20 protein-coding genes are annotated in these 24,204 nt (G+C 67.1%); 6 read left to right on the top strand and 14 right to left on the bottom strand.

What is annotated here, in order from left to right; genetic code table 11:
* Window positions 1–64: 64 nt before the first annotated feature.
* Together AC5P8D_RS03435 and AC5P8D_RS03430 are read left to right on the top strand one after the other, a co-directional pair.
* Window positions 65–808: an SDR family oxidoreductase gene (locus AC5P8D_RS03435; RefSeq protein WP_109814231.1), complete on the top strand. Its 744-nt coding sequence runs from the start codon at window positions 65–67 to the stop codon at window positions 806–808.
* Between the two features lie 81 nt (window positions 809–889).
* The gene (locus tag AC5P8D_RS03430; protein WP_146205525.1) at window positions 890–1,204 is read left to right on the top strand and encodes a hypothetical protein; all 315 of its coding nucleotides are present in this window, start codon (window positions 890–892) and stop codon (window positions 1,202–1,204) included.
* A 91-nt stretch (window positions 1,205–1,295) separates the two neighbouring features.
* Here the strand turns inward: AC5P8D_RS03430 and AC5P8D_RS03425 are convergent, their stop codons facing one another.
* From AC5P8D_RS03425 to AC5P8D_RS03415, 3 genes are read right to left on the bottom strand one after another with little or no spacing between them, the layout of a single operon-like run.
* Window positions 1,296–4,373 carry an efflux RND transporter permease subunit gene (locus tag AC5P8D_RS03425; protein WP_159360234.1) on the bottom strand — a complete coding sequence of 1,026 codons (3,078 nt, stop codon included), beginning with the start codon at window positions 4,371–4,373 and terminating at the stop codon, window positions 1,296–1,298.
* Entirely contained in the window at window positions 4,370–5,542 is a 1,173-nt protein-coding gene (locus tag AC5P8D_RS03420) for an efflux RND transporter periplasmic adaptor subunit (protein ID WP_495203072.1), read from the bottom strand. Before AC5P8D_RS03420 ends, AC5P8D_RS03425 begins: the two co-directional genes overlap by 4 nt.
* Window positions 5,539–6,786, bottom strand: a complete 1,248-nt coding sequence (locus tag AC5P8D_RS03415; protein ID WP_049455134.1) for a TolC family protein — start codon at window positions 6,784–6,786, stop codon at window positions 5,539–5,541. Before AC5P8D_RS03415 ends, AC5P8D_RS03420 begins: the two co-directional genes overlap by 4 nt.
* Window positions 6,787–6,848: 62 nt before the next feature.
* On the opposite strand from AC5P8D_RS03415, the gene AC5P8D_RS03410 reads away from it, so the two are divergent.
* Window positions 6,849–7,523, top strand: coding sequence for a response regulator (locus AC5P8D_RS03410; protein WP_019337742.1), 675 nt, complete (start codon window positions 6,849–6,851; stop codon window positions 7,521–7,523).
* Window positions 7,516–8,889, top strand: a complete 1,374-nt coding sequence (locus AC5P8D_RS03405; protein ID WP_134958200.1) for a sensor histidine kinase — start codon at window positions 7,516–7,518, stop codon at window positions 8,887–8,889. Before AC5P8D_RS03410 ends, AC5P8D_RS03405 begins: the two co-directional genes overlap by 8 nt.
* A gap of 139 nt (window positions 8,890–9,028) precedes the next feature.
* Here AC5P8D_RS03405 and AC5P8D_RS03400 read toward each other — a convergent pair whose 3' ends face one another.
* The 3 genes from AC5P8D_RS03400 to AC5P8D_RS03390 form a co-directional block, all read right to left on the bottom strand.
* Window positions 9,029–11,380, bottom strand: coding sequence for a GH92 family glycosyl hydrolase (locus AC5P8D_RS03400; RefSeq protein ID WP_197601364.1), 2,352 nt, complete (start codon window positions 11,378–11,380; stop codon window positions 9,029–9,031).
* 96 nt (window positions 11,381–11,476) lie between these two features.
* Window positions 11,477–11,800, bottom strand: a complete 324-nt coding sequence (locus AC5P8D_RS03395; RefSeq protein WP_495203071.1) for a thioredoxin family protein — start codon at window positions 11,798–11,800, stop codon at window positions 11,477–11,479.
* A gap of 5 nt (window positions 11,801–11,805) precedes the next feature.
* Window positions 11,806–12,222, bottom strand: a complete 417-nt coding sequence (locus AC5P8D_RS03390; protein ID WP_019337746.1) for a baeRF12 domain-containing protein — start codon at window positions 12,220–12,222, stop codon at window positions 11,806–11,808.
* 162 nt (window positions 12,223–12,384) lie between these two features.
* On the opposite strand from AC5P8D_RS03390, the gene AC5P8D_RS03385 reads away from it, so the two are divergent.
* Both AC5P8D_RS03385 and proP read left to right on the top strand, forming a co-directional pair.
* On the top strand, window positions 12,385–12,612 hold the full coding sequence (locus tag AC5P8D_RS03385; protein WP_019337747.1) for a hypothetical protein: 228 nt from the start codon (window positions 12,385–12,387) through the stop codon (window positions 12,610–12,612).
* A 475-nt stretch (window positions 12,613–13,087) separates the two neighbouring features.
* Complete coding sequence (proP, locus tag AC5P8D_RS03380) at window positions 13,088–14,575, top strand: glycine betaine/L-proline transporter ProP (protein WP_043396178.1); 1,488 nt, start codon at window positions 13,088–13,090, stop codon at window positions 14,573–14,575.
* Window positions 14,576–14,674: 99 nt separating this feature from the next.
* Here proP and AC5P8D_RS03375 read toward each other — a convergent pair whose 3' ends face one another.
* From AC5P8D_RS03375 to AC5P8D_RS03340, 8 genes are all read right to left on the bottom strand, one after another.
* Entirely contained in the window at window positions 14,675–15,304 is a 630-nt protein-coding gene (locus AC5P8D_RS03375; RefSeq protein ID WP_010485380.1) for an ATPase, read from the bottom strand.
* A 3-nt stretch (window positions 15,305–15,307) separates the two neighbouring features.
* Entirely contained in the window at window positions 15,308–15,649 is a 342-nt protein-coding gene (locus AC5P8D_RS03370; protein ID WP_010485378.1) for a type II toxin-antitoxin system prevent-host-death family antitoxin, read from the bottom strand.
* A 70-nt stretch (window positions 15,650–15,719) separates the two neighbouring features.
* A complete protein-coding gene (locus AC5P8D_RS03365) occupies window positions 15,720–17,315 on the bottom strand; it encodes a PAS domain-containing HWE histidine kinase family protein (RefSeq protein WP_053443137.1) in 1,596 nt (531 codons plus the stop codon).
* Window positions 17,316–17,324: 9 nt separating this feature from the next.
* Complete coding sequence (locus AC5P8D_RS03360) at window positions 17,325–17,729, bottom strand: response regulator (RefSeq protein ID WP_019337750.1); 405 nt, start codon at window positions 17,727–17,729, stop codon at window positions 17,325–17,327.
* 136 nt (window positions 17,730–17,865) lie between these two features.
* On the bottom strand, window positions 17,866–19,320 hold the full coding sequence (locus AC5P8D_RS03355; RefSeq protein WP_495203070.1) for a surface lipoprotein assembly modifier: 1,455 nt from the start codon (window positions 19,318–19,320) through the stop codon (window positions 17,866–17,868).
* A 90-nt stretch (window positions 19,321–19,410) separates the two neighbouring features.
* Window positions 19,411–20,175, bottom strand: coding sequence for a Slam-dependent surface lipoprotein (locus tag AC5P8D_RS03350; protein WP_019659846.1), 765 nt, complete (start codon window positions 20,173–20,175; stop codon window positions 19,411–19,413).
* Window positions 20,176–20,234: 59 nt separating this feature from the next.
* Window positions 20,235–20,990 carry a HupA family protein gene (locus AC5P8D_RS03345; RefSeq protein WP_495203069.1) on the bottom strand — a complete coding sequence of 252 codons (756 nt, stop codon included), beginning with the start codon at window positions 20,988–20,990 and terminating at the stop codon, window positions 20,235–20,237.
* A gap of 27 nt (window positions 20,991–21,017) precedes the next feature.
* Window positions 21,018–24,137: a TonB-dependent receptor gene (locus AC5P8D_RS03340; protein WP_433896977.1), complete on the bottom strand. Its 3,120-nt coding sequence runs from the start codon at window positions 24,135–24,137 to the stop codon at window positions 21,018–21,020.
* Window positions 24,138–24,204 lie beyond the last annotated feature (67 nt).

Raw genomic sequence — 24,204 nt, 5'->3', positions numbered from 1 at the left:
TCCGGGCGGGAGAGATGACGAAGATGGCCCTGCGCCATTCCGGCGCGCTCCGCTGGAACCGACCATGACCCTCTCCCCCGCCCGCACTGTCGCCCTGGTCACCGGCGGCTCCCGTGGCATCGGCGCCGCCATCTCCCGCCGGCTCGCCGCCGATGGCCACGCGGTCGCGATCAACTATGCGGGCCGCCGCGACGACGCCGAAGCCTTGGCGGCCGAACTCAACGCAGCCGGCGCGCAGGCGATCGCGCTGCAGGCCGATGTCGCCGATCCGCAGGCGGTGCGGCAGCTATTCGATGCCATCGAGGCGCGTTTCGGCGGCATCGACGTGGTGGTCAACAGCGCCGGCGTGCTGCAGCTGGCGCCGCTCGCCGACACCGACGACGCCCTGTTCGAGCGGGTGATCGGCATCAACCTCAAGGGTGCCTTCAACGTGCTGCGCGAAAGCACACGACGGGTGCGCGACGGTGGCCGGCTGATCACCTTGTCCACCAGCGTGGTCGGCATCAAGCTGGAGAACTACAGCGTGTACGCGGCCAGCAAGGCAGCGGTGGAGACGATGGGCGCCATCCTCAGCAAGGAGCTGCGCGGGCGCAACATCACCGTGAACGCAGTGGCCCCCGGCCCGACCGCCACCGACCTGTTCCTGGACGGCAAGTCACCGGAACTGATCGAGCGGTTGGCGAAGATGAACCCCCTGCAGCGATTGGGTACGCCGGAGGACATCGCCGGTGCGGTGGGGTTCCTGGCCGGTGCCGATGGCGGGTGGGTCAACGGCCAGGTCCTGCGCGCCAACGGCGGGATGGTGTGAAGACCCTTTCTCTGGCTATCCTCGCCCAAACGGACGAGAGCCGCGCGCATGGGAAAGCCGGGCATCTGGTATTGGCTATGGATGATCACCCTCCTGATGGGAGGTCTGTTGGCCCTGGCGACGCTGGTACTGTGGACCCGGCTGCCTGGCGACGTTCGCAATCTGGCCATGGCGCTGACCTGGGGGCTGTGGGCACTGGCCACCGTCTGCTTCTTTCTGGGCGGCATCGTCGCTGGCTTTACGATCCGGGGCGTCAACCACGGCAGGAAAGTCTGGCGTGCGGACAGGCCGCGAGTTTTCTGGCTCTGCCACATCACCACGACGATGCTGTGCGTCAGCTGCCTGGGCCTGCTGATCGTACCGATGATGATTGCCTGGCAGGGCGTGGCGTGGTGACGTAGCGCTGCTGTAGAGCCGAGCCCATGCTCGGCTGCTCTTCGCGCAGAAGCCAGAAGCAGCCGAGCATGGGCTCGGCTCTACATTATCGTCAGCCCGTCCGGGCCTCGCGGCGCCGGTGTACCCAGTAGTACAGCGTAGGCAGCACCAGCAGGGTCAGCAACATCGCCGACAGCAGGCCGCCAATCACCACCACCGCCAGCGGCTTCTGGGTCTCGGCACCAATCGCATGCGAGGTCGCCATCGGCAGCAGGCCAAACATCGCCAGCAGTGCGGTCATCAGTACGGTGCGCAGGCGCTGCAGCGAGCCCTGTACCACCGACTGCAGCAGGTCCATGCCCTGCTCGCGCAGCTGCGCGAAGCGACTGAGCATCACCACCCCGTTCAGCACCGCCTGCCCGAACAATGCAATGAAGCCGATCGCCGCCGACACCGACAGTGGAATGCCGGTCAACCACAGGGCGAGGATGCCGCCGATCATCGCCAGTGGCACGTTGGCCAGGATCAGCGCGGCGCTGCTGACGTCCTTGAAGGCATCGAACAGCAGTACGAAGATGATCAGCACCGACAGCGGGATCACCCAGCCCAGACGCTTCATCGCACGTTGCTGGTTCTCGAACTCGCCGGACCACTCCAGCCGGTAGCCTTCCGGCAGCTGCACGCTGGCCTCCACGCGCTTGCGCATGTCGGCCACCACGCTGCCCATGTCACGCCCGGCGATGAAGATGCTCACCGCCTTTACCCGCTGTGCGTTCTCGCGCGAGATGTTGATCGCGCCGCTGGCCATGCGGAAGTCGGCCACGTCGGCCAGCGTCACGGTGTGGCCATCGCCGATGCCCACCGGCACCGTGCGCAGCCGCTGCAGGTCGCGGTCGGCGTCGTCCAGGCGCAGCGTGATCGGGAACCTGCGATCGCCCTCCCACAGTTCACCGACCTGGCGCCCGCCCAGTGCGGTCTCGATCACCTCGTCGATGTCGCGCACATTGAGGCCATAGCGCGCGGCACGGTCGCGGTCGATCTCGATCTGCAGCTGCGGCAACGACCCGTCACGGTCAATGAAGGCGCTCTCCACGCCCTCCACACCACGCACCTGACCCAGGATCGCCTGCGCCTGCTGATTCAGCACGTCCAGGTCCGAGCCGCTGACCTTGATCACCACCTGGCCCTTGATCTGCGAGATGCTCTCCAGGATGTTGTCGCGCACCGGCTGCGAGATCGAGAACTCAGGCCCCGGGATGCGCTGCTCCAGCGTGCGCTGCAGGTCGCTCACCAGTTGCCGCTTGTCCACGCCCTTCGGCCACTCCTTCTCCGGCTTCAACGCCACCAGCGCCTCGATCTGGTTGGCGCCCTTGGCGTCGGAGCCGTCTTCCGGGCGGCCAAGCTTGGCCACCACCGTCGACACCTGCGGGAAGGTGCCGACCAGCTCACGGATGCGCCGCGACTGCTGCTGTGCTTCGGCCAGGCTGGTGCTGGGGTCGAGCGTGGCGGTCAGCCAGATCGAGCCTTCGTCCAGCTCCGGCAGGAACTCCGAACCCAACCGGGTGCCCAATGCCAGCGTGCCGACCAGCAGCGCAACTGCGGTCAGTACCACCGCACGCGGGCGGGCCAATGCACGCTCCAGGATCGGCCGGTACCAGCCGGTCAGGCGGTCCATCAGCGGATTGCCGTCACGCATGCGGTCGCGCCGCAGCCACCAGTAGCAGAACAGCGGCACCACGGTCAGCGCCAGGATCAACGCACCGATCAGGGCCGAGGTCACCGAGTACGCCATCGGTGCGAACATGCGGCCTTCCTGGCGCTGCAGGGTGAAGATCGGGATGTGCGCGGCGATGATGATCAGCATCGAGAAGAACGTCGGCCGCCCCACTTCCGATGCGGCCGAGAGAATGGTCGAGAACCGTGTCTTCCGGTCGGCCGCAGGTGGCAGCTTCGACAGTCGCGAGACGATGTGTTCGGTGACGATCACCGCGCCATCGATGATGATGCCGAAGTCCATCGCACCCAGCGACAGCAGGTTGGCCGGCACGCCCCACAGATGCAGGCCGAGGAAGGTCGACAGCAGCGCCAGCGGCATCATCGCCGCCACGATCAGTGCGGCGCGGGCGTTGTACAGGAACAGCCACAGCACCAGGAACACCAGCACCGCGCCTTCCAGCAGGTTGCGGAAGACGGTTTTCAGCGTGGTCGAGACCAGCCACGAGCGGTCGTAGAACGGCTCGATGCTGACCCCGGCCGGCAACTGGTTGGCCTCGATCTCGGCGATGCGCGCATGCAGGGCGTCGAGCACGTCGGACGGGTTCTCGCCCTTGCGCATCAGCACCATGCCGAACACTGCATCGTCGTTGTCGTCCTGACCGACCAGGCCCTGGCGCGGCAGGCCGGTGTCGGCGATGTCGGCCAGGTCACGCACCAGGATCGGCGTGCCCCCGCGCTGCGCAACCACCACGCTGCCGATGTCGGCCGGCGAGCGCATCAGGCCGACGCCACGGATCAGGAACTGCTGCTGTCCGCGTTCCACGTAGCCGCCGCCCGCATTCGAGCTGCCCTTCTCCAGCGCCTCGGCGAACTCACCGAGGCTGATGCCTCGGTCCCGCAGCTTGTCCAGGTCCGGCTTGACCTGGAAGGTACGCGCGAAGCCGCCGAAACTGATCACATCGGCCACGCCCGGCACGGTGCGCAGGCTGCGCTCCATCGTCCATTCCTGCACGGTGCGCAGCTGGGTTGGCGTCATGTGCGGGCCTTTCAGCACATAACGGTAGATCTCACCTACCGCCGAGCTCATCGCCTCCAGTTCCGGGGTCACCCCTTCCGGCAGCTCCACGCCCTGCAGGCGCTCCAGCACCTGCTGGCGCGCGAAGTAGTCATCGGCCTTGTCGTCGAAGGTCAGGATGATCATCGACAGGCCGAACTGCGTATGCGAGAACACCCGCACCGAATGCGGGATGCCGGACAACGCCACTTCCAGTGGCATCGTCACCTCGCGCTCGACCTCTTCCGCGGCACGGCCCGGGTGCAGCGACACCACTGTCACCTGGGTGTCGGACACATCCGGGAAGGCTTCCACCGGCAGCACGCGGAACGCGGCAATGCCAGCGCCGATGAACAGCAGCAGTGCCAGCATGACCATCAGCGGCTGGCGCAGGCAGTAGGCAATCAGGCGATCGATCATGGGGCGGCGTGCCCCGTGCCGGTGCTGGCGGCGGCCGGTGCGCTGTCCGCCAGCTGCTGCAGCAGCAGGCCGCCTTCTACCACCACCCTGGCGCCTGCGGCCAGGCCCTCACGCACCCACAGCCGGCCATCGCCCAGCTCCTCGGCATGCACGGCGCGGCGCACGAAGCGGCCCTTGCCCTCCTCCACGAACACCACCTGCTTGCCGTCGATCAACAACACGGCCGCATCGGGCAGCGAGACACCGCCCTCGGCCGGCAACGCCACCTGGGCGCGCACGTACTGCCCCGCCTTGAAACCGCGTGCGCGGTTGTCCAGCTCGGCGCGCGCCTGCACCACGCGGCGTTCGCTGTCGACGAAGTCATCAACGTGCTGCAGGGTCGCCTGCAGCGGCTGTCCATCGGCCCCGGGCACGCTCACCTGCATGCCCGCCTTCAAGCGTCCGGCCAGGCTCTCGGGAACATCCAGCAGCAGCCACAAGCGGTCAGGATCGCCAATCACCGCCAATGGCCGTTCGCTGTCGGGGCTGACCGCCATGCCAGGGCTCATCCGCCGCTCCACCAGCACGCCATCGATCGGCGCGCGCAACGGCAGGCGCTGATCGACGTGCTGGCCATTGCCATAGGCCTTGGCGAAGGCGGTCGCACGCGCGTGATCGGCCTGGCTGCCGGCGAAATTGGCCTCGGCCTCGTCCAGTTCGCGGCCCGACGCCACACCTGCCGCATGCAACTCGCGGGTGCGCTCCAGCTCCTTGCGCGCCTGCTGCAGCTGGGCACGGCCGCGCACGCCCTCCGCCTGGGCCTGGCCGAATTCGGGCGAAGTGATCCAGGCGATCACCTGGCCCGCCTTCACTTTCTGCCCCGGCTGTGCCTCGATGCGCGCCACCTGCCCCGCCAACGGCGTACGCAGCGCGCTGGAGCGCGTCTCGTCCCAGACCACCCGGCCCGGCAGCTGCAGGCTGGCGCTGGCGCCGGCGGTGACCACCTCGCTGCGTAGCACGTCCAGCTGGCGACTACCGGCAGGAAACTGGATCTGGCCAGCACTGACCTTCGGCGCGTCCTCGGTATACGACGCCGGTTCGCGGCCGCAGCCGCCCAGCAGGGCCAGCGCCAGCAAGGCCGGCAGCACGGCCTGTCGCGCCTGCGGTCGATAAGCGACGGTGGACTTCATCGGGACTCTCCTTCAGCAACGGATGTGGCCGCTTCCCAGCGCGCCAGGGCAATGGCATGGTCGGCACGCGCTTCAATCAACGCGGCCTCGAACTCGCGCCAGCTGCGGCGCGCATCCAGCAGATCGGTCAGGCTGGCGGCGCCGCGGCGGTAGGCCAGCTCGATGCCCTGCACCGCCCTGCGTGCGGCGTCGGACTGCAGTCCTTCGTAGTCGCTCCGGCGCTGCGCGGCGGACTGCGCGCTGGCCTGCAACTGGTCCAGTTCGGCACGCGCTTCGCGCTGCAGCACCTGCAGCTCCAGCGCGGCACTGTCACGGTCGGCCTCGGCACGCTGGATCGCGCCGCGTGCACGTGACGGGCCGCCGAGCGGTATGGTCAATGACACACCCCACGTGACGCCGCTGATGTCAGCCGGCTCGCGCTCGGCCTCCACGCCCAACTGGATGTCGCGGTGGCGCTCACTGCGCGCCAGTGCCACACCGGCGTCGGCCGCGGCCAGGCGCGAACGTGCCGCGCGCAGATCGGCACGCTGCTGCGGATCGAACGCACGCACGCTGGCCACGCTGCTGGCCTCCGGCCAAGGATCATCGGCGCTGAGGTCATGGCTGTCGTCGCGGCCGAGCAGCAGCCCCAACGCATGCCGCGCATCGCGCAGATCCAGCGACGCCTCGCGCGCCGCGTCGGCCACCGCCAGGTCGTCCACTGCCAGCCGCGCGCGGTCGACCGGCGCCATCGCCCCGGTGGCAACCTGCTTGTCCGCCGCCGCCATCTGCTCGGCCGAACTCTGGCGGTTGGCATCGGCAATCTGCGCCCGCTCCTGTGCGCCCTTCAGAGCGAAATAGGTTTCATGCAGCGCCACCTGCTGGCGGCGCCGCGCATCGAGCATCTCCAGCCCGGCCACTTCCAGCAGCGCATCGGCCTGGCGGATACGCAACGCACGCTTGCCACCGCGCTCCCAGGTCCAGCCCAGGCCCACGGTGCTGTCCACCCGCTTGTCCTGCCAGCGTCCGGAGCCGATGCCATGCTTGGGGCTGATCTTGCTGGCGCCGATCGACAACTCGGTGGCCGGGCGCAACGCCGCCGTCTGCACATCGCCCTGCACGCCGCGCAGCTCCAGTGCCGCCGCACGCAGGTCCGGGTTGTGTGCTTCCATGGCGCGCTGCGCTTCCTGCAGGGACAGCGCCGAAGCGGTGGGCGCGCACAGAAGAGTGGCCAGCACGGCCGCAAAACGAGGGGAGAAATTCATGCACGTCACGGTAAGGTGATGCACTTGCGCCAAACTTGCCCCAACCTTGCACGAAGCTTGCAATGCGAATCCTGCTGATCGAAGACGACGCCGCGCTGGCCGATGGACTGATCCGCGCCCTGCAGGGCGCCGGCCATCTGTGCGACCACCTCTCGCGTGGGCTGCACGCGCCGGCGGCACTGGCCAGCGCACCGTATGACGTGATGGTGCTGGACCTTTCATTGCCTGACGTCGATGGCCTGGACCTGCTCTCACGCCTGCGCAACGACGGCGTCACCCTGCCGGTGCTGATCCTGACCGCACGCGATGGTGTGGAGGACCGCATCCTTGGGCTGGACCGGGGTGGCGACGATTACCTGGCCAAGCCGTTCGCACTGGGTGAGCTGGAAGCACGCCTGCGCGCGTTGTCACGCCGGCGCAGCGACGCGCCGGCGCGGAAGCGGCTCGGGCGCCTGTGCTTCGACAGCATCCGCAATGAAGTACAGGTGGATGGACAGCGCATCGAACTGACCGCGCGCGAGCTGGCGCTGGTCGAGGCGCTGATGCAGCATCCCGGCCGCACTGTCACCAAGCAGCGCCTGTTCGATGCGTTGTACAGCTGGGACCACGAAGCCAACCTGTCGGTGATCGAGGTGCATGTCAGCCGCCTGCGCCGCAAGCTGGAACAGACCCACGCCGGCGTCGGCATCCGCATGCTGCGTGGGCTTGGATACCGGTTGGAGGCCGTGGGTGACTGAGCGCGTGCACAGCCTGCGTGGCCTGCTGCTGAGACGCCTGTGGCTGCCACTGCTGGTACTGCTGTTGTGCAGCGCAGTGGGTTCATTCGCCTTGGCGCGCTTCTACGCCGGCCAGGTCTACGACCGCTGGCTGCTGGATTCGGCGATGTCGTTGTCCGAGCTGGTGACGGTGCAGGACGGCCGCGCGTCCATCGAGATCACCCCGGCGGTGTCGCGCATGTTCACCTGGGACACCGCCGACGAAGTGCATGGCGAGGTGGTCGACGCCGCGGGTGGGCGCCTGTATGGCGACCTGCCCGAGGCATTGCCACGCCCGTCGATGTCCGCCGGCAGCGACGACCCGGTCTACTATGATGCGCGGCTGCGTGGGCAGGCCGTGCGCATGGTCGAAGTGGTGGTCAGCGCCGGGCCGGGTCATGACATCCGGCTGCGCGTGGCCGAGACACTGCGCAAGCGGCACCGGCTGGAGCGCAAGCTGCTGCTGACCAGCGTTCCGTTCCAGGCTGCGATCCTGGCACTGGCGGCATGGCTGGCCTGGTCCGGTACAGGCGCTGCCGCACGCCATGCCAACCTGGTTGCGCGGAAGCTGGCCAGCCCGCGGCCGGATCCATTGGCGCCGCTGGATCCGGCGCAGGAAGCTCCGCGCGAACTGTGGCCGGCGGTGGAGGCCTACAACGCGCTGCTGCAGCGCCTGGACGCGATGCAGGATGCACAGCGGCGCTTCGTCAGCAATGCCGCGCACCAGCTGCGCACGCCGCTGGCAGCGATGCAGGTGGAGCTTGAGAGTTCATTGCGCCAGCACGATCCGCAGGCCCAGCAACTGGCGCTGTCCGGCACGCTGGCCGGGCTGGCGCGGCTGCAGCACCTGGTCAACCAGCTGCTGATGCTCAGCCGATCGGAAGATCCACATGGCAGTGCACTGCCGCTGCGGCCGCTGGATCTGGCCGCGCTGGCGCGCGGCGTGGTCGAGCGTTACGCCGATCGCGCGTTGGCTGCGGGCGTGGACCTGGGTTACGACGGACCCGACGACGGCGTGCAGGTGCAGGGCGATCCACAGCTGCTGCGCGAGGCACTGGGCAACCTGCTGGACAACGCGCTGCGCTATGGCGCCTCGCGCGGTGTGATCACCCTCGGCGTTCGGCAGGAGGTCGAAGGCACGCAGGTATGGGTGGACGATGACGGCGCCGGCATCGCCGAAGCCGAACGCGCGCGCGTCACGGAACGCTTCTATCGGGCGAGCAGCGACGGCGACGGCTGCGGGCTCGGGCTGGCGATCGTGGCCGAGATCGCGCAGCGGCATGGCGCGACCTTGATGATTGATACCGCCCCGATCGGCGGTGCGCGGGTGGGGTTGCGGTTTCGCTGACCTTTGTCGAATTGCCCTTGTAGAGCCGAGCCCATGCTCGGCTGCCGTTGACGCGATACCTGAGCCGAGCATGGGCTCGGCTCTACAGGTTCAAGGTCAGCCGTGAAGCGTGCCGACCAAGGTCGGCACCTACCAATCATCACCGGCTCATCGAATACGGCGCCTGCGCGCCCTGCCCCGGCCAATCCTTGTTCGGCTCGGCCTGCATGGTGAAACGCAGCTCGCCACCTGCCAGGATCTCGTCATGGCGCAGGAAGGTGCGCTGCAGCGGCTTGCCGTTGAGGCTCACGTTGCCGACGTAGGTGTGCCCGTCATCCAGCCCATCGGCCACGATGGTGAACGCCTTGCCGTTCGGCAGGCGCATCGCGGTCTTCGGCAGGAACGGGCGGCCGAGGATGTACTCGCCCGAGCCCGGCGCCACCGGGTAGAAGCCCAGCGCGGTGAACACGTACCACGCCGACATCTGGCCGACGTCATCATTGCCGGCCAGGCCATCGGGGCGATCGGCGTACTGGGTGTCCATGATCTGCTTCAGGCGCGCCTGCGTGCGCCACGGCTGGCCGGCATACGAATACAGGTAGGCCACGTGGTGGCTGGGCTCGTTGCCATGTGCGTACCAGCCGATCAACCCGGTAATGTCTTCCATGTGCTCGAAGATGGACGGATCGACCTTGGCGTTGAACACCTCATCCAGGCGCGCCAGCAGCTTGTCACTGCCGCCATGCGCTGCAGCCAGTCCGGCCACGTCCTGCGGCACATACCACGAATACTGCCAGGCGTTGCCTTCGGTGTAGTCGGTGCCATAGCCACTGGCGCTCGGGTCAAACGGTGTACGGAAGCTGCCATCGCGCTTGCGCGCACGCATGAAGCCGGTGTCCTTGTCGAAGGCATTGCGCCAGTTGCCGGCACGCGTGTCGAAAGTCGCCGCCACATCGGTCTTGCCCATCGCCTGCGCCATGCGCGCGATGGTCCAGTCGTCGAAGGCGTACTCGAGAGTCTTGCTGGCGGCCTCGCCTTCTTCGTCGATCGGCACATAGCCGAGTTCGCGGTATTGCGCGATGCCGTCATACGGGCCGTAGTTGGCGGTTTCGACCATCGCCTTCAATGCCTTGTCGGCATCGAAGCCACGGATGCCCTTCACGTAGGCATCGGCAATCACCGGCACCGCGTGGTAGCCGATCATGCACCAGTCTTCCAGGCCATGGAACGACCACACCGGCAGCATGCCGTAGGGACTGTGCTCGTGGTGGGCCAGCATCGAATTGACGAAGTCGCTGTTGCGCTTCTCCGGCTGCACCAGCGTCAGCAACGGGTGCAACGCACGGTAGGTATCCCACAGCGAGAAGGTGGAGTAGTGGGTGAAGCCATCGGCCTTGTGTACCGCGTTGTCCGAACCGCGGTACTGGCCGTCAGCATCCATGAACAGCGTCGGCCCCAGCAGCGTGTGGTACAGCGCGGTATACGCACTGCGGCGGGCGTGCTCGGGGGCCTCGATATCAAGTACCGACAGCGCCTGCGTCCATTCCTGTTTCGCCTGCGCGCGCACGCGGTCGAAATCGAAGTCGGCCACTTCTGCATCCAGATTGGCAATCGCACCGGCCTCGCTGACCGGCGAGATCGCGACCTTGACCACCAGCGGTGCATCCAGCTTGCCGAATGCGAAGGTACCGACCAGCTGGCGGCCTTCGACCTGTGCGCGCTGCGCTGGATCCTTCTCGCCCGGCGGCGGGAAGCCCTTGTAGACGATGTCCTGCTCGGTGTTGTGCAGCTCATGCCCGGAAAGCGGCCGCGAGAAACGCATCGCGAAGTACAGCTGGCGACCTGGCGCCCAGCCGCGCGTCTCCCGGAAGCCGGTCACGGTACCATCGGCGCGCACCCGCACCCGCGACCACAGCACCTTGCCCGGGTAGTCGTACATGCTGGTGCGCATGTCCAGCAGCACCTTGGCGTCGGCGCCCTTGGGGAAGGCGTAGCGATGCACGCCCACGCGCGCACTGGTGGTCAGCTCGGCGCGCACCTTGTAGTCGTCCAGGGTGACGGCGTAGTAGCCCGGCTCGGCCTTCTCATCATCATGGCGGAAGCGAGAGGCATAGCCGCTGCCCGGCTTCTCAGGATCGCCACGCTCCAGGCCGGGACTGCCGGTGAACGGCATCAGCAGGATGTCGCCCAGATCGGAATGGCCAGTGCCGGAAAAATGCGTGTGCGAGAAGCCGACGATGCTGCTGTCGTCGTAGCGGTAGCCGGCTGCCCAGCCATAGGCCTTTTCGCGTGGCTGGATGCGTGTGTCCGGGCTGAGCTGGACCATGCCGAACGGCACCGTGGCACCCGGGTAAGTGTGGCCTTCACCACCCGTACCAATGAACGGGTCGACCGAGGCATAGGCCTTGTCGGCGGCGGTTCTGGCAGGCGCGGCCGACGCCAGGCCGGAAGCGAACATCGCCGTGGCGGCGACAGCGATCAGGAGACGACGGTCCAGCGTGGGCATCGGCATTTGGATCGATTCAGGTGATAGCGGGATCCTAGCACCGGGCCTGTCACGCCGCATGCTGCAGTGCGACTGCCCGGTGTCCCGCACCGGGTTTACTCTTCAACCGGGAAGTGCGCTCTGCAACGACATGAGATCCGCGCTGTCCAACGGCCTTACCACCCGCGCGATCTCCTCTCCATCGCGCAGCAGCACCACCGTCGGACACAGCTTCACCTTGAACGCTCGCCCCAATGGCCTTCCCTTGCCATCCTCGATCTTCCAATGCGGCAGATCGTTCGCTTCGACAAAGGCCTGCAACGCGGGCTGCGCGGCCTGGCAATGACCACACCAGGGCGCACCGAACTCCAGCACCTGCCAGCCAGGCTGCGCCGCCACCTCCGCAGAGGTGGGCCCGTTCGCAAGGTGATCACGCATGAACGGCATGAGCGCTACGCCGCCAGTGCCTTCTGGATGTCTTCCAGCGGCGCGTTGGTCAGATCCTTGGCAATATCCCCGAGCAATCGCGCCTGGACCTCTTTATGCAGCAGCGGACGAATGCGACCCAGCGTGGTCGGGTCGGCGATCAATACCAGGTGCGCATAGCGGTTCTTCAAGGCATCTTCGTTGAGCTGTTCGGCCACCTGCTTGGCGAACGTGGCCTCATTGAGCTGCGAGACCGACATGTCCTTCGGCACGGCACCCGCAGGCCCCTGCCCGGATACACCCTGCTCGCTGATGTCCTGCAGGCGCAGTTCGCCTTCCTGCTTCAGGGTCAACTGGTGGTTGCTGCCCACGTTGGTGAACACCCGCGCCGAACCACCGTCGGCTACCACGATCAGAGTTCCTTCGGGAATCGTCCGCGCCATTGCATCCTCCATCAATCCGAAAAGTGGGTGTGCGCTCCACCTTATGCACGCCGATGTCACCAGAGCGGGTACAGGATGTGATCCCGTCATCGCAATCTGCAATCAGCGCTAAATTTGTCCGCCTGCCTGCCGCTATGGCCTCCATCATCGCGAGGAACCTCTGTGTACGCTGGCTCACTGTTCCACGTCTGCTTTGCCACCAGCCTGGCCATTGCCGGCTGTGCCGGTTGCATTCACCAGTTCCTGCAGGGCCAACCGTTCTTCGCCCTGGCCATCATGCTCTCGGTGCTCACCATGATCGGCGCCGCACTGGTCACGCGGAAACTGGCACTGCCGGGCGCCTTGGCGATGGCCTGCACGGTGTTCGGTTTGGTGGCGAAGTCGGCCTGAGCCTTCTGAACAGGCGAGGTGGAACACAGCGTGCAGATCAGCCTGCTTCGCTGCATGCTCACGCCGATGCCGTTATGATGAACGGATGATCGACACGACCCACTACGTGACGGGCGCACCTGTTACGTGGGAAGCACTGCCGACCGGCGCTTCGCTTGCCACGAATGCTCCCGCCCTGCATTTCCATCGCCTCGCGCTGGATCCCGGCGGATGACGCCCGCAGGCGCTCTGCCTGCACCCCCTACGCTGATGTGATACCTGGCCGCTGACTGCGCGGCCGCTGTGATCCCGTTTTCGCGTCTCCGCCCCTGCGGCGGTGCTTTGCCGTGCGCGTGGCGTTGCGCCTGCACACATTCCCCGGCCCCCACGCCGCCTTCCGATGCCCCTGCGCCACTTGCGCCTGCATCGCCGCTTCCGATTTCCGGGACACACCACAGCACCCATTCCCCTATTCCATACCTACAAGGGAGCCCCTATGCAGGACACGCCCGATTCCCATGCCCACTTCGGCTGGTTCAAACGCCGCCGCCACCTGAAGGTCGATGAGATCACCGTCGTCGACAAGCCCATGCTCAAGCGCGCCGTGGGCGCCGCCGCACTTGGCAATGCCATGGAGTGGTTCGACTTCGGTGTCTACGGCTATCTGGCCGTCACCATCGGCCAGGTGTTCTTCCCGTCCAGCAACCCCACGGCACAGGTGATCGCCGCCTTCGCCACCTTCACCGTGGCATTCCTGGTGCGTCCACTCGGCGGCCTGGTGTTCGGCCCGCTCGGCGACCGTTATGGGCGCCAGAAAGTGCTGGCGTTCACCATGATCCTGATGGCGCTGGGCACGTTCTCGATCGGCTTGATTCCCTCCTACGAGCGCATCGGCATCTGGGCACCGGTGCTGTTGCTGCTGGCACGTGTGGTGCAGGGGTTCTCCACCGGCGGCGAGTACGGCGGTGCGGCCACCTTCATCGCCGAGTATTCCACCGACCGCAACCGCGGCCTGATGGGCAGCTGGCTGGAGTTCGGCACGCTGGGCGGCTACATCGCCGGCGCCGGAACCGTGACCGCGCTGCACATGCTGTTGAGCAGCGGACAGATGCTGGACTGGGGCTGGCGCATTCCATTCCTGGTGGCCGGCCCGCTGGGCCTGCTCGGCCTGTACATGCGCATGAAACTGGAGGAAACGCCGGCCTTCCGCGCCTTCGCCGAGGAAGCCGAGAAGCGCGAGCACGACCGGCCCGGGCTCGCCGCGCTGTTCCAGGTACATGGCCGCCAGTTGCTGGTCTGCATGGGCCTGGTGCTGGTGTTCAACGTGACCGACTACATGCTGCTGACCTACATGCCCAGCTACCTCAGCGTCACCATGGGCTATGCCGAGAGCAAGGGCCTGCTGCTGATCATCATCGTGATGCTGGTGATGATGCCGCTGAACATCGTCGGCGGATTGTTCAGTGACAAGCTTGGCCGCCGCCCGATGATCATCGGTGCCTGCATCGCGCTGCTGGTGCTGGCCGTACCCTGCCTGCTGCTGATCGGCAGCGGCAACGACTGGCTGATCTTCCTCGGCCTGATGCTGCTGGGCCTGGCACTGGTGTGCTTCACCAGCTCGATGCCGTCCACGCTGCCGGCGCTGTTCTATACCCCGGTGCGCTACAGCGCACTGTCGATCGCCTTCAATGTGTCGGTGTCGCTGTTCGGTGGCACCACGCCACTGGTGACCGCATGGCTGGTGGAACGTACCGGCGATCCGCTGGTGCCGGCCTACTACCTGATGGGCGCGGCAGTGATCGGCCTGGTCACCATGCTGTTCGTGAAGGAGACCGCTGGCCTGCCGCTGCGCGGTTCACCGCCGGCGGTCGGCAGCGACAAGGAAGCCGCCGCACTGCTGAAGAGCGATGTGCCGGTGACGGTGGACCCGAGCCTGCCGCCACTGCCGGAGACTGCGGAGCCTGAGCAGGTAAAGCCGGCCTGAGGCTCGGCGAAGCCGGCGTTGTTGTACGGCCAAGCCCGCGCGCGGCTGCCTTTCGAGGGATCAGCCGAGCGTGGGCTCGGCTCTACAACGTACGCGCCCTCAATCGCGCGCAGCGTTCAACTCCATCGCACGCATCACGATGGGTTTGGCCCAGTCCGGCGTGTGCAGCAGCTCGGCCACCGAGACCGGGTACTGCAGCTGGCCGTGCGCCATCGCCAGCACCGGCAGCGGCTCGACGCAGCCGTCGGCGTCGGCGGGAGCGCTGTTGTCGTAGACATGCAGCTCGGCCAGGTGTGGCAGCAGTTCCAGCAGGTTCTCGCGCGCCGAATCGAAGCGGGCGTGGATCTTCTCCACCGGAATGTCGTGGCCGCCGGCGGCCACCCGCGCTGCAACACGGGCAATGTGCAGGTCCACCGTGGCCAGGCCACAGAACCAGATCGCGACGTGATGGTGCTCGCAGGCCTCGCGCAGCAGGCGCGGAATGGTGTTGCCGCCCAGCGTGGTCTCGAAGGCGAAGTCCGTGCCATCGGCCATGGCCTGGCGCAGGCGGCGGGTGCCTTCCTGCCAGGCCTCGGCATTGGCGTCGGGCAGCGGCCAGCCCGCCTCTACCAGGCGGCGGGTGAACGAATCGGGGTTGAACCAGCCCAGCCCTTCGGCTTCCAGCCAGGTTCCCAGCAGCGAACTCTTGCCGGCGCCGTTGACGCCGGCCAGCACCAGGATCCGCCCCATCGGTCAGAGCGGACGGCCGAGGGTGACCTTGCGGCCGCGGCGGATCGGCTGGCCCAGCACCTTGCCCAGCCCCTCACCGCGCTGTAGGCCAGCCAGAGTCTGGTCGAATTCGCCGCGCAGGCGCAGCAGTTCTTCACTGCGCTCACCGGCATCGCTGCCGGCGGCCTTGGCCAGCAGCTCCTGGTAGGTGCGGATGTCCACGATCACCGCTTCGGGGTGGTTGTGGTTGGTGATGACCAGCGCCTGCTTCTCGCGCACGGTACGCATCAGGCTCGGCCAGCCCCGGGTCTTCACCGACGAGGCTGGGGCCTTCTCGAGGCCAGGCAGATCCAGCGGCAGGGTCATGGCACGGCTCCGGGCAGGGTGGATAATGGCCACTATACCCAATTTGGCCCAATTGGGGATAAATGGACCTTTACCTGCCGGAACCGTCCGCCGCTGCGTCCGGAGCATCAGTCTGCAGCAGGCTGTCACGCTCGCGCAGCGGGAAGCGGATCCAGGCATCCAGGCCTTGTGGGCCAAAGCGCAGCTCGCCGCTGCCGGCGAGCTCGTACGGCACGCGCTGCTCGATCAGCGCCCGGCCAAGGCCACGCTGCCGGGGCAGCTCCCAGTCTTCCACGGTGGCATGGCGTTCACACCAGTGCAGCCCCAGCCACGGCTGCCCGTCCTGCACCTGCAGGTGCCAGGACACGTCGATCCGGCCGTCCTCATGGGTCAGCGCACCATGCCGCAGGGCGTTGGTCGCCAATTCGTGGATCGCCAAGGACAGCACTTCGGCCGCCTTCGGCGGCAGCAGCACGTCCTCGCCCTGCAGGCGGTAGGCGGCCGCTGCTGGCGTCTGCGCCGCGATCTCCTCATCGATCATGCCACGCAGGCAGACCCCGGCATTGGCGCCACGGGTCAGCAGGCTCTGCGTGCGTGCCAGCGACATCAGTCGCCCGCACAACCGTTCGGCGTATTCATCCACACTGCTGACCGACTCGCGGGTCCGCCAGGCAATGGCATGGATGGTCGACATGATGTTGCGCACCCGGTGCTGCAGCTCCGCCAGCAACACCGACTGGCGCTCGGCGGCACGCTTGAGATCGTCGATGTCCACGGCGATGGCGAACACCCCGCTGACCTCGCCATCGCCATCGCGCAGGGGCGCGGCCGCGACCCGGGTCCAGCGCGCGCGGCCATCGTCGTGCAGGTACTGGAATTCCAGCCCCGGCACCACGGTCTCGCCGCGCATCGCACGGGCGATGGCGAAATCCTCCGGCCCGATGGCGCTACCGTCGGCATGCCAGCCACGCCAGCGATGCAGGTTGGCCTCATCGGTGGAAGGCACCTTGCCGCTGGGCAGGTAGGCACGCATCTGGTCGTTGGACAGCAGCATGCGACCCTGCAGATCGACGATGCACAGGCCGACCGGCAGCATCCTGAAGGCCAGTTCCAGGCGTCGCTCGCTCTCGCGCCGCCGCAGTTCCTCGCGCTCGCGCGCGGCCCGCGCCAGATGCGCGGCGGTGGTCTCGAACATCGTCACAAGCACGCCGTTGATGCGCCCTTCCTCACCACGGATCGGGCTGTAGGTGATGGTGAACCAGATGTCCTCCAGACGCCCCCGGCGGACCAGCGGATACAGCTTGTCCTCGAAGGTGAGCGTCTCGCCCTGCCAAACCCGGGTATAGAGCGGCCCGTTGATGTGCCAGACCTCGGGCCAGCACTCGCGGGTCGGCTGGCCGAGTCCACCGGGATGCTTGTCGGCCAGGATCTCGGCATAGCCATCGTTGTAGAGCTGCACCAGCTGCTCGCCCCACAGCACGATCATCGGGAAGCCATGGGCCAGCATCAGGTCCACGGTGGCGCGCAGGTGGGGCGGCCACTGCGCGCAGGCACCCAAGGGCGTGGATGACCAGTCATGGCGGGCGATACGCGCGGCCATGCCATCGTGGCGCGCATGCAGGCGCGGCGCAGGTGGCATCCCGCCACGCAGCGTGGCGGCGTGGATGCCTTCAGGACGGCGCGACATGCCGCGCAATCAGGCGATGCCCGCAGAGACCTGCGGCGCCGCCACCAGCCCGGCCAGCTGCTGCACCAGGGTTTCGATGTGATAAGGCTTGGTACAGCGCGGCGCGCTGGCGAAGCGGCTGGGCAGGTTGTCGTCGTAACCGGAGGTCAGCAGGAAGGGGGTACCCGCCTCGGCCAGCCGATCGGCCAGCGGATAGACCTGCTCACCGCCCAGGTTGATGTCCAGCAACGCCACATCGATGGGATGGGTATCGACCAGCTGCCCCAACGCCTGCAGGTCACCGGCAGGCCCCACCACCTGTGCGCCTTTCAGCTCCAGATAGTCGACCAGGAACATCGCGATGGCGAATTCATCCTCCGCCACCAGTACACGCAGCCCTTTCAGGCCCTCTGGTTTGTTGCCCGCTTCCAGCACGACCGGCGCTCCTCGATACACGCGGCCCACCTCTGCCGCAACGCCCGCAGGATGCGCGAACCGGGCTACAAGAGCGCGTGATGATGGATGAAGGTCGCGGCCACGGCGCGTTCACCGCGGCATTGCAACGCCGCGTTCAGAAGGCCCGTTCCCACTTCAGGCTGAGCAGGCTGCGGTCGTGGCTGTACAGCCAGCCGACGTTGCTGTCGATGCGCGCGTAGCGCAGGCTCAGGCTGGGTACCAGCCCGGCCACGGCCAAGCGCTCGCTGCGCACGATGGCGATCAGGTTCTGTTCGTCGTCCTGCCTGCGCGCCTCCAGCAACGGACTCCAGGTGTCGTAGTCGCGCTGGCGCAGCGACACGAATACGGTGGCCGTGGTGCCACTCCACTGCCGCGCCGCGCCCAGCCGCAGGCCGCGCTGGCGGTAGCCGTTGGCCGGGTCGGCTGCGCTGCTGTCGGTGACATCCAGCCCGGCGAAGACCGTCCAGCGTGGATTGAGCGCGCGGAACCAGGTGGCGTACAGCGATGCCAGCTCGCCGTCGTAGTTGCTGGCAAGGCCCTGCTGGCGATAGCGCTGGCGCTTCCAGTCAGCCTCCAGCTTGAGCAGGCTGCGTGCATCCAGGGCGTACTGCCATTCCGCGTGCACGCCACTGCCGCCCTGCAGCGCATGGTTGCCCAGGGCCTGGTAGTCATAGCTGGGGGCGAGCATCACGGTCTGCCGTGCACTACGCCAGCTGTAACCCGCCTGCACGTTGGCATTGAGCTCGTTGTACGCACTGTGCCCGCGCCATGCCTGACCGAAGGCGAGACCGCGCACGTACAGCCCATGATGCCCGCCGAGCACCCAGCGCCGTTCCAGGCTGGCGTCGTAGTCGAGGCCCGCCGCGCGCTGGGCGTCCGGCAGTTTCCGTTCGATGATGCAGGCGTCGCCCACGCCGAACAGGCAGGTGCGACTGGCCGAACTGCGGTTGATGTTGTCACTCCATGCCGGGCCGGCGGACAGCGCGCCTTTCCAGCGCTGGCGCGCCTGCAGGGCACCCAGGTAACCGTCCACGCGCGCGCGGACGCCGGCCGTGGCCGGATCATCGGCATTGATGCCTGCAGCGATGGCTGTGAACAGCGCGGCCGCATCGCGATCGCGCTGGTCTTCCGCATAGACACGTGCCAGCTCGAGGCGGGCCGGCAGGAAATCCGGCTGCGCCGCCAGCAGCGCTTCGTACTCCATCGCCGCGCGACGATGGTCGCCTGCCACCCGCGCCAGCGCCCCCTGCGCATAGTGGCGCAGCAGGGGGTCATGCCCCGGCAGTTCGATGTACTCATCGAGGAACGCAGCGGCGGCCTGCCATTGCTGATGCTGCAGAGAGAGGTAAAGGGCCTGGCCAAGATCATCGACGGTGCGCTCCACGCGCAGCGTCTGGCCGTCGATGGTGATGGTCGGCCGCTCCGACTCGGCCTGCTGCAGGCGCTGCTGGTCCTGCTGCTGGTGGCGCAGTTCGGTGCCCTGTTCAAGCGCACGACGAAGATCGTCCTGCTGGGCGCGCACCTCGGTGGCAGCCAACAGCAGTACGACAAGGAAGATGGAATGGCGCATGGTCGATCCGTGGTGGTGCATGCAGCGGGCCGAAGCAGGGACTGGCGGATCGCGGCTTGTCCCTGCCCTGCCCCGTCAGGGGCGTGGCGATCAGTTCTTGCTGCCGCCGAAGGCGGTGTCGTACTGGCTGTTGCCGCTGAAGGTGGCGATACCGGCCAGGGTGGCCGCGTTGGCGCCGAAGAACTGGCCCTGGGTGGTGCCGGCAACGCTGCCGTTGGCGGTGGCGGTGCCGGCGAACGAGGCGTTGGCGCTGTTGATGTTGGCGTTGACGTTGATCGACAGGCCGCCACCGCTCAGGCCACCGAGCAGGGTGCCATTGCCGAAGTTGGCGCGGAACGTACCCGACAGCAGGTTGCTGCCATTGAACTTGTTCAGGCCTGCCACGCTGTAGGTGGCCACGCCGGCCGGCAGCGTGGTGCCGGCACGGTCACCGACGAAATAGACCTGGCGGTTGTTGAAGCCACCAGCGGCGCCATCCTTGGACCACTCGCCGAACCACACATCGCCGCTGCCGACCTTGACGAAGTTGAAGTGGCCCATGCCGGAATGGCTGCCCGGGGTACCGGTGATCGGCATGGCCAGTGTGCGTACGGTGACACCATTGACGGTGGTCGGGGCCGAGTAGGCCGCCAGGCCCTGGAAATCGACCGGCTTGGCATTGGACACGGTGCCAACGCCGATACCGGCCTTGCCGGCCGAGTGCGGGCCGCCGTTGACTTCCGACGCACCCACCTTGACGTACAGCTGCGCATCGGTCGCCGGGCTGGCAGCGCCGACGATGTCGGCCGCCTGCGCAGTGCCGGCCAGGGCCAGTGCAGCGGCGACGGCCAACAGGGAACGGTTGATCATTTTCATGGTATTGCTCCTTGGGTTGAGGGAACTACGGGTACAACACAAAAAGGAACGGCGGCGGATCAGTTGCGCTGACCGCCGAAGGACGTATCGAACTGGCTGTTGCCGGCAAAGGTTGCGATGCCGGTCACCGCACTGGCACCGGCGCCGAAGAACTGGCCGCTGCTGGTACCGATGATCGAACCATTGGCGATGGCCGAACCGCTGAACGCACCGGTGGCGCGATCCAGCGTGCCGCTCGCGGCGAGCCTGTATCCGGTCCCGACCAGGCCGGCGGTGACGGTGCCGGTATCTAAATTCGCCCGCAGTGCACCTTCCAGCACGCCGCTGCCATCAAAGCGGTTGATGCCAGCCAAGGTGTAGGTCACGATGCCTGCTGGCAGCGAAGTACCGGCACGGTCACCGACGAAGAACACCTGGCGGTGATTGAAGCCCGCCTGCGCGCCGCTGGATGTCCATTCACCGAACCAGACATCTGCATTGCCCATCTGCACGAAGCTGAAGTAGCCCACGCCAGCGGTGGCGAACGGCAGGCCTGCGTCCGGGCCCAGCGTGCGGACCGTGGTTGCGCCACGCACCACCGTGGTGGCGTAGGGCGCCAGGCTGGCCACGTCCACTCGCGCCGCGTTGGCATACGGCCCCAACGAAATGCCTGCGCGACCGGAACGGTGCGGACCGGCATTGAGTGTCGATTCGCCTGCGTTGATGTAATGGACGCCGTCCTGGGCCGGGCTCTGCCCGCCAGCGATGTCGGCAGCCATGACCGGCATGGAAGCCAGCAGGCCGATCGAAAGTACAAGGGTGCGGGGCTGTTTCACGGTTGATTCTCCCTGTCGAATGCGGACTCAGAAGCGCGCGGTGATGCCAAGCTTGATCGTGCGGCCCGGTGCCGGAAGCGTTGAGCGTGTTGCCGGGTCGACGTAATAGCGGTTGCCGAGATTGCTGCCGACCAGCTCGACGCTGGCGTGCTGGTTGAAGCGCCAGCGGGCGTAGGCATCCACCGTGGTGATGTTTCCCCAGGTGAAGGGCACGTTCTGCCAGAGCAGGCTGCTGCCCCCGGCGATCAGGCGGTCGCGGTAGGCCTGCAGGTCCGGATTGTCGTGCCGCTGGTAGTGCACGATGCGGCTGCCCAGCTCCAGGCGCTCATCGAACAGGCGGGTGCCGAGTGACCAGTTCACCGACAGCTTCGGCGTGGCCTGGGTCAGCAGATAGCCGCTGACGAAGCCATCCTGGACGCAGTTGGGCACCCGCCCCTGGTCCGCATCCAGCCGTACCGCCGAGCTTTCATCGCAGACTTCGTTTTCAAGGATGCGGCTGATGCCCAGATCGGTGAAGAAGCGCCGGTTGTCGAAGCGCGCCTGCAGCTCGATGCCGCGGATGGTCTGCTTGTCGATGTTGTCGAACATGAAGTACGCATCACGCTCGATGACATTGCGGGTCTTGTGCACGTAATAGGCCAGCTTGACGTCGGCATCGGCGGTGTTGCCGAACAGCCCGGAAAGGTTGTGCACGTACCCCAGCTCGTAGTTGTAGGCATGCTCCGGCTTGAGTGGATACAGCGGATTGAGGCTGCTGGAGAACGCAATGGTGCTTTCGAACATGCTGGGGAAGCGCACCGCCTCGCTGTAGCGCAGATAGGCACGAGCGGCCGGCGAGAAACGCACCGTCGCCGAGAACGTCGGCAACCAGGCGTGATCGCGGTGCCGTTCGTTGCGCCCGGCCACCGACTGCATCGCCCCGCCCCCGATCCTGCAGCGGATGTCGGTGCCGAGGACCATCGGCAGCAGCCCGGGGATGGCGGCGACCTGGCCGTTGAGGCAGGGATTGGTGGCTCGGCTGTAGTTGCCGTTTGCATCGGGCAACCAGGGAACGCCGTGCTGGACCTCCCTGGGTGTCTCGTACTTGCGCAGCAGGTCGGCCAGCGACTGATCGACGATCCAGCCCATGCCGATGCTGTCCCAGAATTCCCGCTCGCTCTCGAGTGCGTCGATCTCGCCCTGCAGGCTGTCCGGCCGCGGTGGCAGTTCATTCACCCGGTACTGCGCTTCGCGCGGCACGATCGAGGTCGTCTGCAGTTCCGGGTGGGCCTGCAGGAAGTCGTCGAACGCCCAGTAACGGCTGTAACGCACGCCGGCATTGAGGGTCAGGATGTCGACCGGACGCCATTCCAGCGTGAGGTAGCCCTCGCCCTCCTGGCGACGGCCGGCACGCGGGTACATGCGCCAGCCGTCGGACGGGCCGAAATACGGGTCACGCGAACCGAGCTTCTCGTATTGCCAGTTGCCGCCCACGGTCAGGTCCAGGGTCGAATGCAGGGCGAAGCGGTTGCTCAGGGTCAGGCCGGTCCGGTCGTTGCTCGCATTTGCCAGCGCGGTGTTGCGCAGAATCGGGCTGGCGCCGGCATTCCAGTCCGGATTGCCCGGGGCGAAGTTCGGAAAGCCGCCTGCGGTGTAGGTATCGCTGTCCGTCTCTGTGCGCCACAGGTTGGCGTAGAGGTCCAGCCAGCGGCTGGCGGCCGGCTGGAAGCGGTACTCCAGGTTCCAGGCATCGGACGCAACCCGGCTGAGCGGCCACTGGATGCGCCCATAGTCCGGTGCCGACAGGATGCGCGACGGCATGATCTCGCCGTAGTGCGACAGCGTTCGCCGCCAGGTCGCCTTCAACTGCTGGTCATCGTTGATCTGCCAGCTGCCCTTGACCAGCCAGGACTCCTGTTCGCTGGAAGTATTGGGCACTTCATCGCCGGGCTTGAAGTAGCGCGCCAGCGTGGTGATGTAGTCGATGCCCTGGTACTCGAACTGCTCGCGCCGGTCCTGGTCGTAGTAGGCGCTGCCCTGGGTCCCGGAGAAGTAGTTGCCGCGCTTGCGCCAGGCGTAGGCGGCCATCAGGTCGACGTTGTCGCCACGCACGCCCAGCGCCAGGCGCCAGGCCTGGTCCTCGCCATCGAGGGGGTTGTTGCCACTGCGCGACTTCACCGGCACCACCAGGGTGCGGTCGTCGTAGGGCGAGTTCGGCGAGCCCTGCGGAAACCCCGGCACGGTGCGGTAATCCTCGCCGGTGTGCAGCCGCGGCAGGCGTGGCGCCACCGCATTGCTGCTGCCTTCGATCTTCAGCTCCCCGCCGAAGCGCTCACCCGCTTCCACGATGTCATCGACGTCGATGGTCTTGATCACCAGCGCGCCACCGATCCCGCTGTGCACATCGCGCACCAGCCCTGGCCCCTTGATGACCTGGATGCCACCCATCAGGTTGGGATCGATGTAATTGCGGTTGCTGACGCCGTTGTAGCCGCGCCAGACCGTGAGCGCCTGCTCACTACCGTCGATGCTGACCGGCACCCGCCCCGGCCCCTGGATGCCACGGATGTTGATGTCCAGCGCGCCGCTGTTGCGCGCATCGCCACTGAACACACCGACCAGATCCTTGACCACGTCGGCCGGGTTGGAGCCGCGGTAGCGCTCCACCCGGTCGCGCCCCGAATACGCCGTGGTCAGGTCCAGCGCGAACACATCATCGTAGCCGCGCCGATCACGCGCCTCGCCCCCTTCCGACTGCAGGCGACCGGCCACGTCCAGAGTCTCGGTTACCCGCACCCCTTCCCCTTCACCCGCCTCCACTGCGGCCCGCAGGCTCCAGGTGCCGTCCATGCCGCGCTGTGCACGCACGCCGCTGCCGCGCAACAGCTGCTGCAGTGCCTGCATCTGGCTGTACTCGCCTTTCACCGCACTGGAGCGGCGGCCCTCCACCAGGTCACTGCGGAACACCACCTGCACATCAGCCTGGCGGCCAAAGGCACGCACAGCGTCGGCCAGGGGCTGTTCCGGAATCGTGTACTGGCGCAACGGCGCGACGACCGCCGGTTGCGCCTGCACGCCCGGCGCCCAGGCCAGCGGCAGCAATGCAGTGGAGATGGCCAGGGCCAGGGCGGTGACGCGACGATGACAGGCGGATGCCGTGGACGGCATGGACAGGAACTCCTCAAGCGTGGCGGAACCACGGGCACATCCGGTGCCGGTGGCATGTCTGGCTTGA

This window comes from Stenotrophomonas sp. YJH_SMC_101-4 (assembly GCF_059370395.1).
This window is presented reverse-complemented; position numbering and strand designations above follow the sequence as displayed.

Bases quoted from the DNA above. Each gene is read 5' to 3' on its own strand.
- AC5P8D_RS03390 (WP_019337746.1), bottom strand. From the start codon at position 12,222: ATGGCGCGGACGATTCCCGAAGGAACTCTGATCGTGGTAGCCGACGGT.
- AC5P8D_RS03420 (WP_495203072.1), bottom strand. From the start codon at position 5,542: ATGAAGTCCACCGTCGCTTATCGACCGCAGGCGCGACAGGCCGTGCTG.
- proP (WP_043396178.1), top strand. From the start codon at position 13,088: ATGCAGGACACGCCCGATTCCCATGCCCACTTCGGCTGGTTCAAACGC.
- AC5P8D_RS03370 (WP_010485378.1), bottom strand. From the start codon at position 15,649: ATGACCCTGCCGCTGGATCTGCCTGGCCTCGAGAAGGCCCCAGCCTCG.
- AC5P8D_RS03430 (WP_146205525.1), top strand. From the start codon at position 890: ATGATCACCCTCCTGATGGGAGGTCTGTTGGCCCTGGCGACGCTGGTA.
- AC5P8D_RS03355 (WP_495203070.1), bottom strand. From the start codon at position 19,320: ATGCGCCATTCCATCTTCCTTGTCGTACTGCTGTTGGCTGCCACCGAG.
- AC5P8D_RS03375 (WP_010485380.1), bottom strand. From the start codon at position 15,304: ATGGGGCGGATCCTGGTGCTGGCCGGCGTCAACGGCGCCGGCAAGAGT.
- AC5P8D_RS03425 (WP_159360234.1), bottom strand. From the start codon at position 4,373: ATGATCGATCGCCTGATTGCCTACTGCCTGCGCCAGCCGCTGATGGTC.
- AC5P8D_RS03415 (WP_049455134.1), bottom strand. From the start codon at position 6,786: ATGAATTTCTCCCCTCGTTTTGCGGCCGTGCTGGCCACTCTTCTGTGC.
- AC5P8D_RS03400 (WP_197601364.1), bottom strand. From the start codon at position 11,380: ATGCCGATGCCCACGCTGGACCGTCGTCTCCTGATCGCTGTCGCCGCC.
- AC5P8D_RS03365 (WP_053443137.1), bottom strand. From the start codon at position 17,315: ATGTCGCGCCGTCCTGAAGGCATCCACGCCGCCACGCTGCGTGGCGGG.
- AC5P8D_RS03340 (WP_433896977.1), bottom strand. From the start codon at position 24,137: ATGCCGTCCACGGCATCCGCCTGTCATCGTCGCGTCACCGCCCTGGCC.
- AC5P8D_RS03435 (WP_109814231.1), top strand. From the start codon at position 65: ATGACCCTCTCCCCCGCCCGCACTGTCGCCCTGGTCACCGGCGGCTCC.
- AC5P8D_RS03395 (WP_495203071.1), bottom strand. From the start codon at position 11,800: ATGCCGTTCATGCGTGATCACCTTGCGAACGGGCCCACCTCTGCGGAG.
- AC5P8D_RS03410 (WP_019337742.1), top strand. From the start codon at position 6,849: ATGCGAATCCTGCTGATCGAAGACGACGCCGCGCTGGCCGATGGACTG.
- AC5P8D_RS03350 (WP_019659846.1), bottom strand. From the start codon at position 20,175: ATGAAAATGATCAACCGTTCCCTGTTGGCCGTCGCCGCTGCACTGGCC.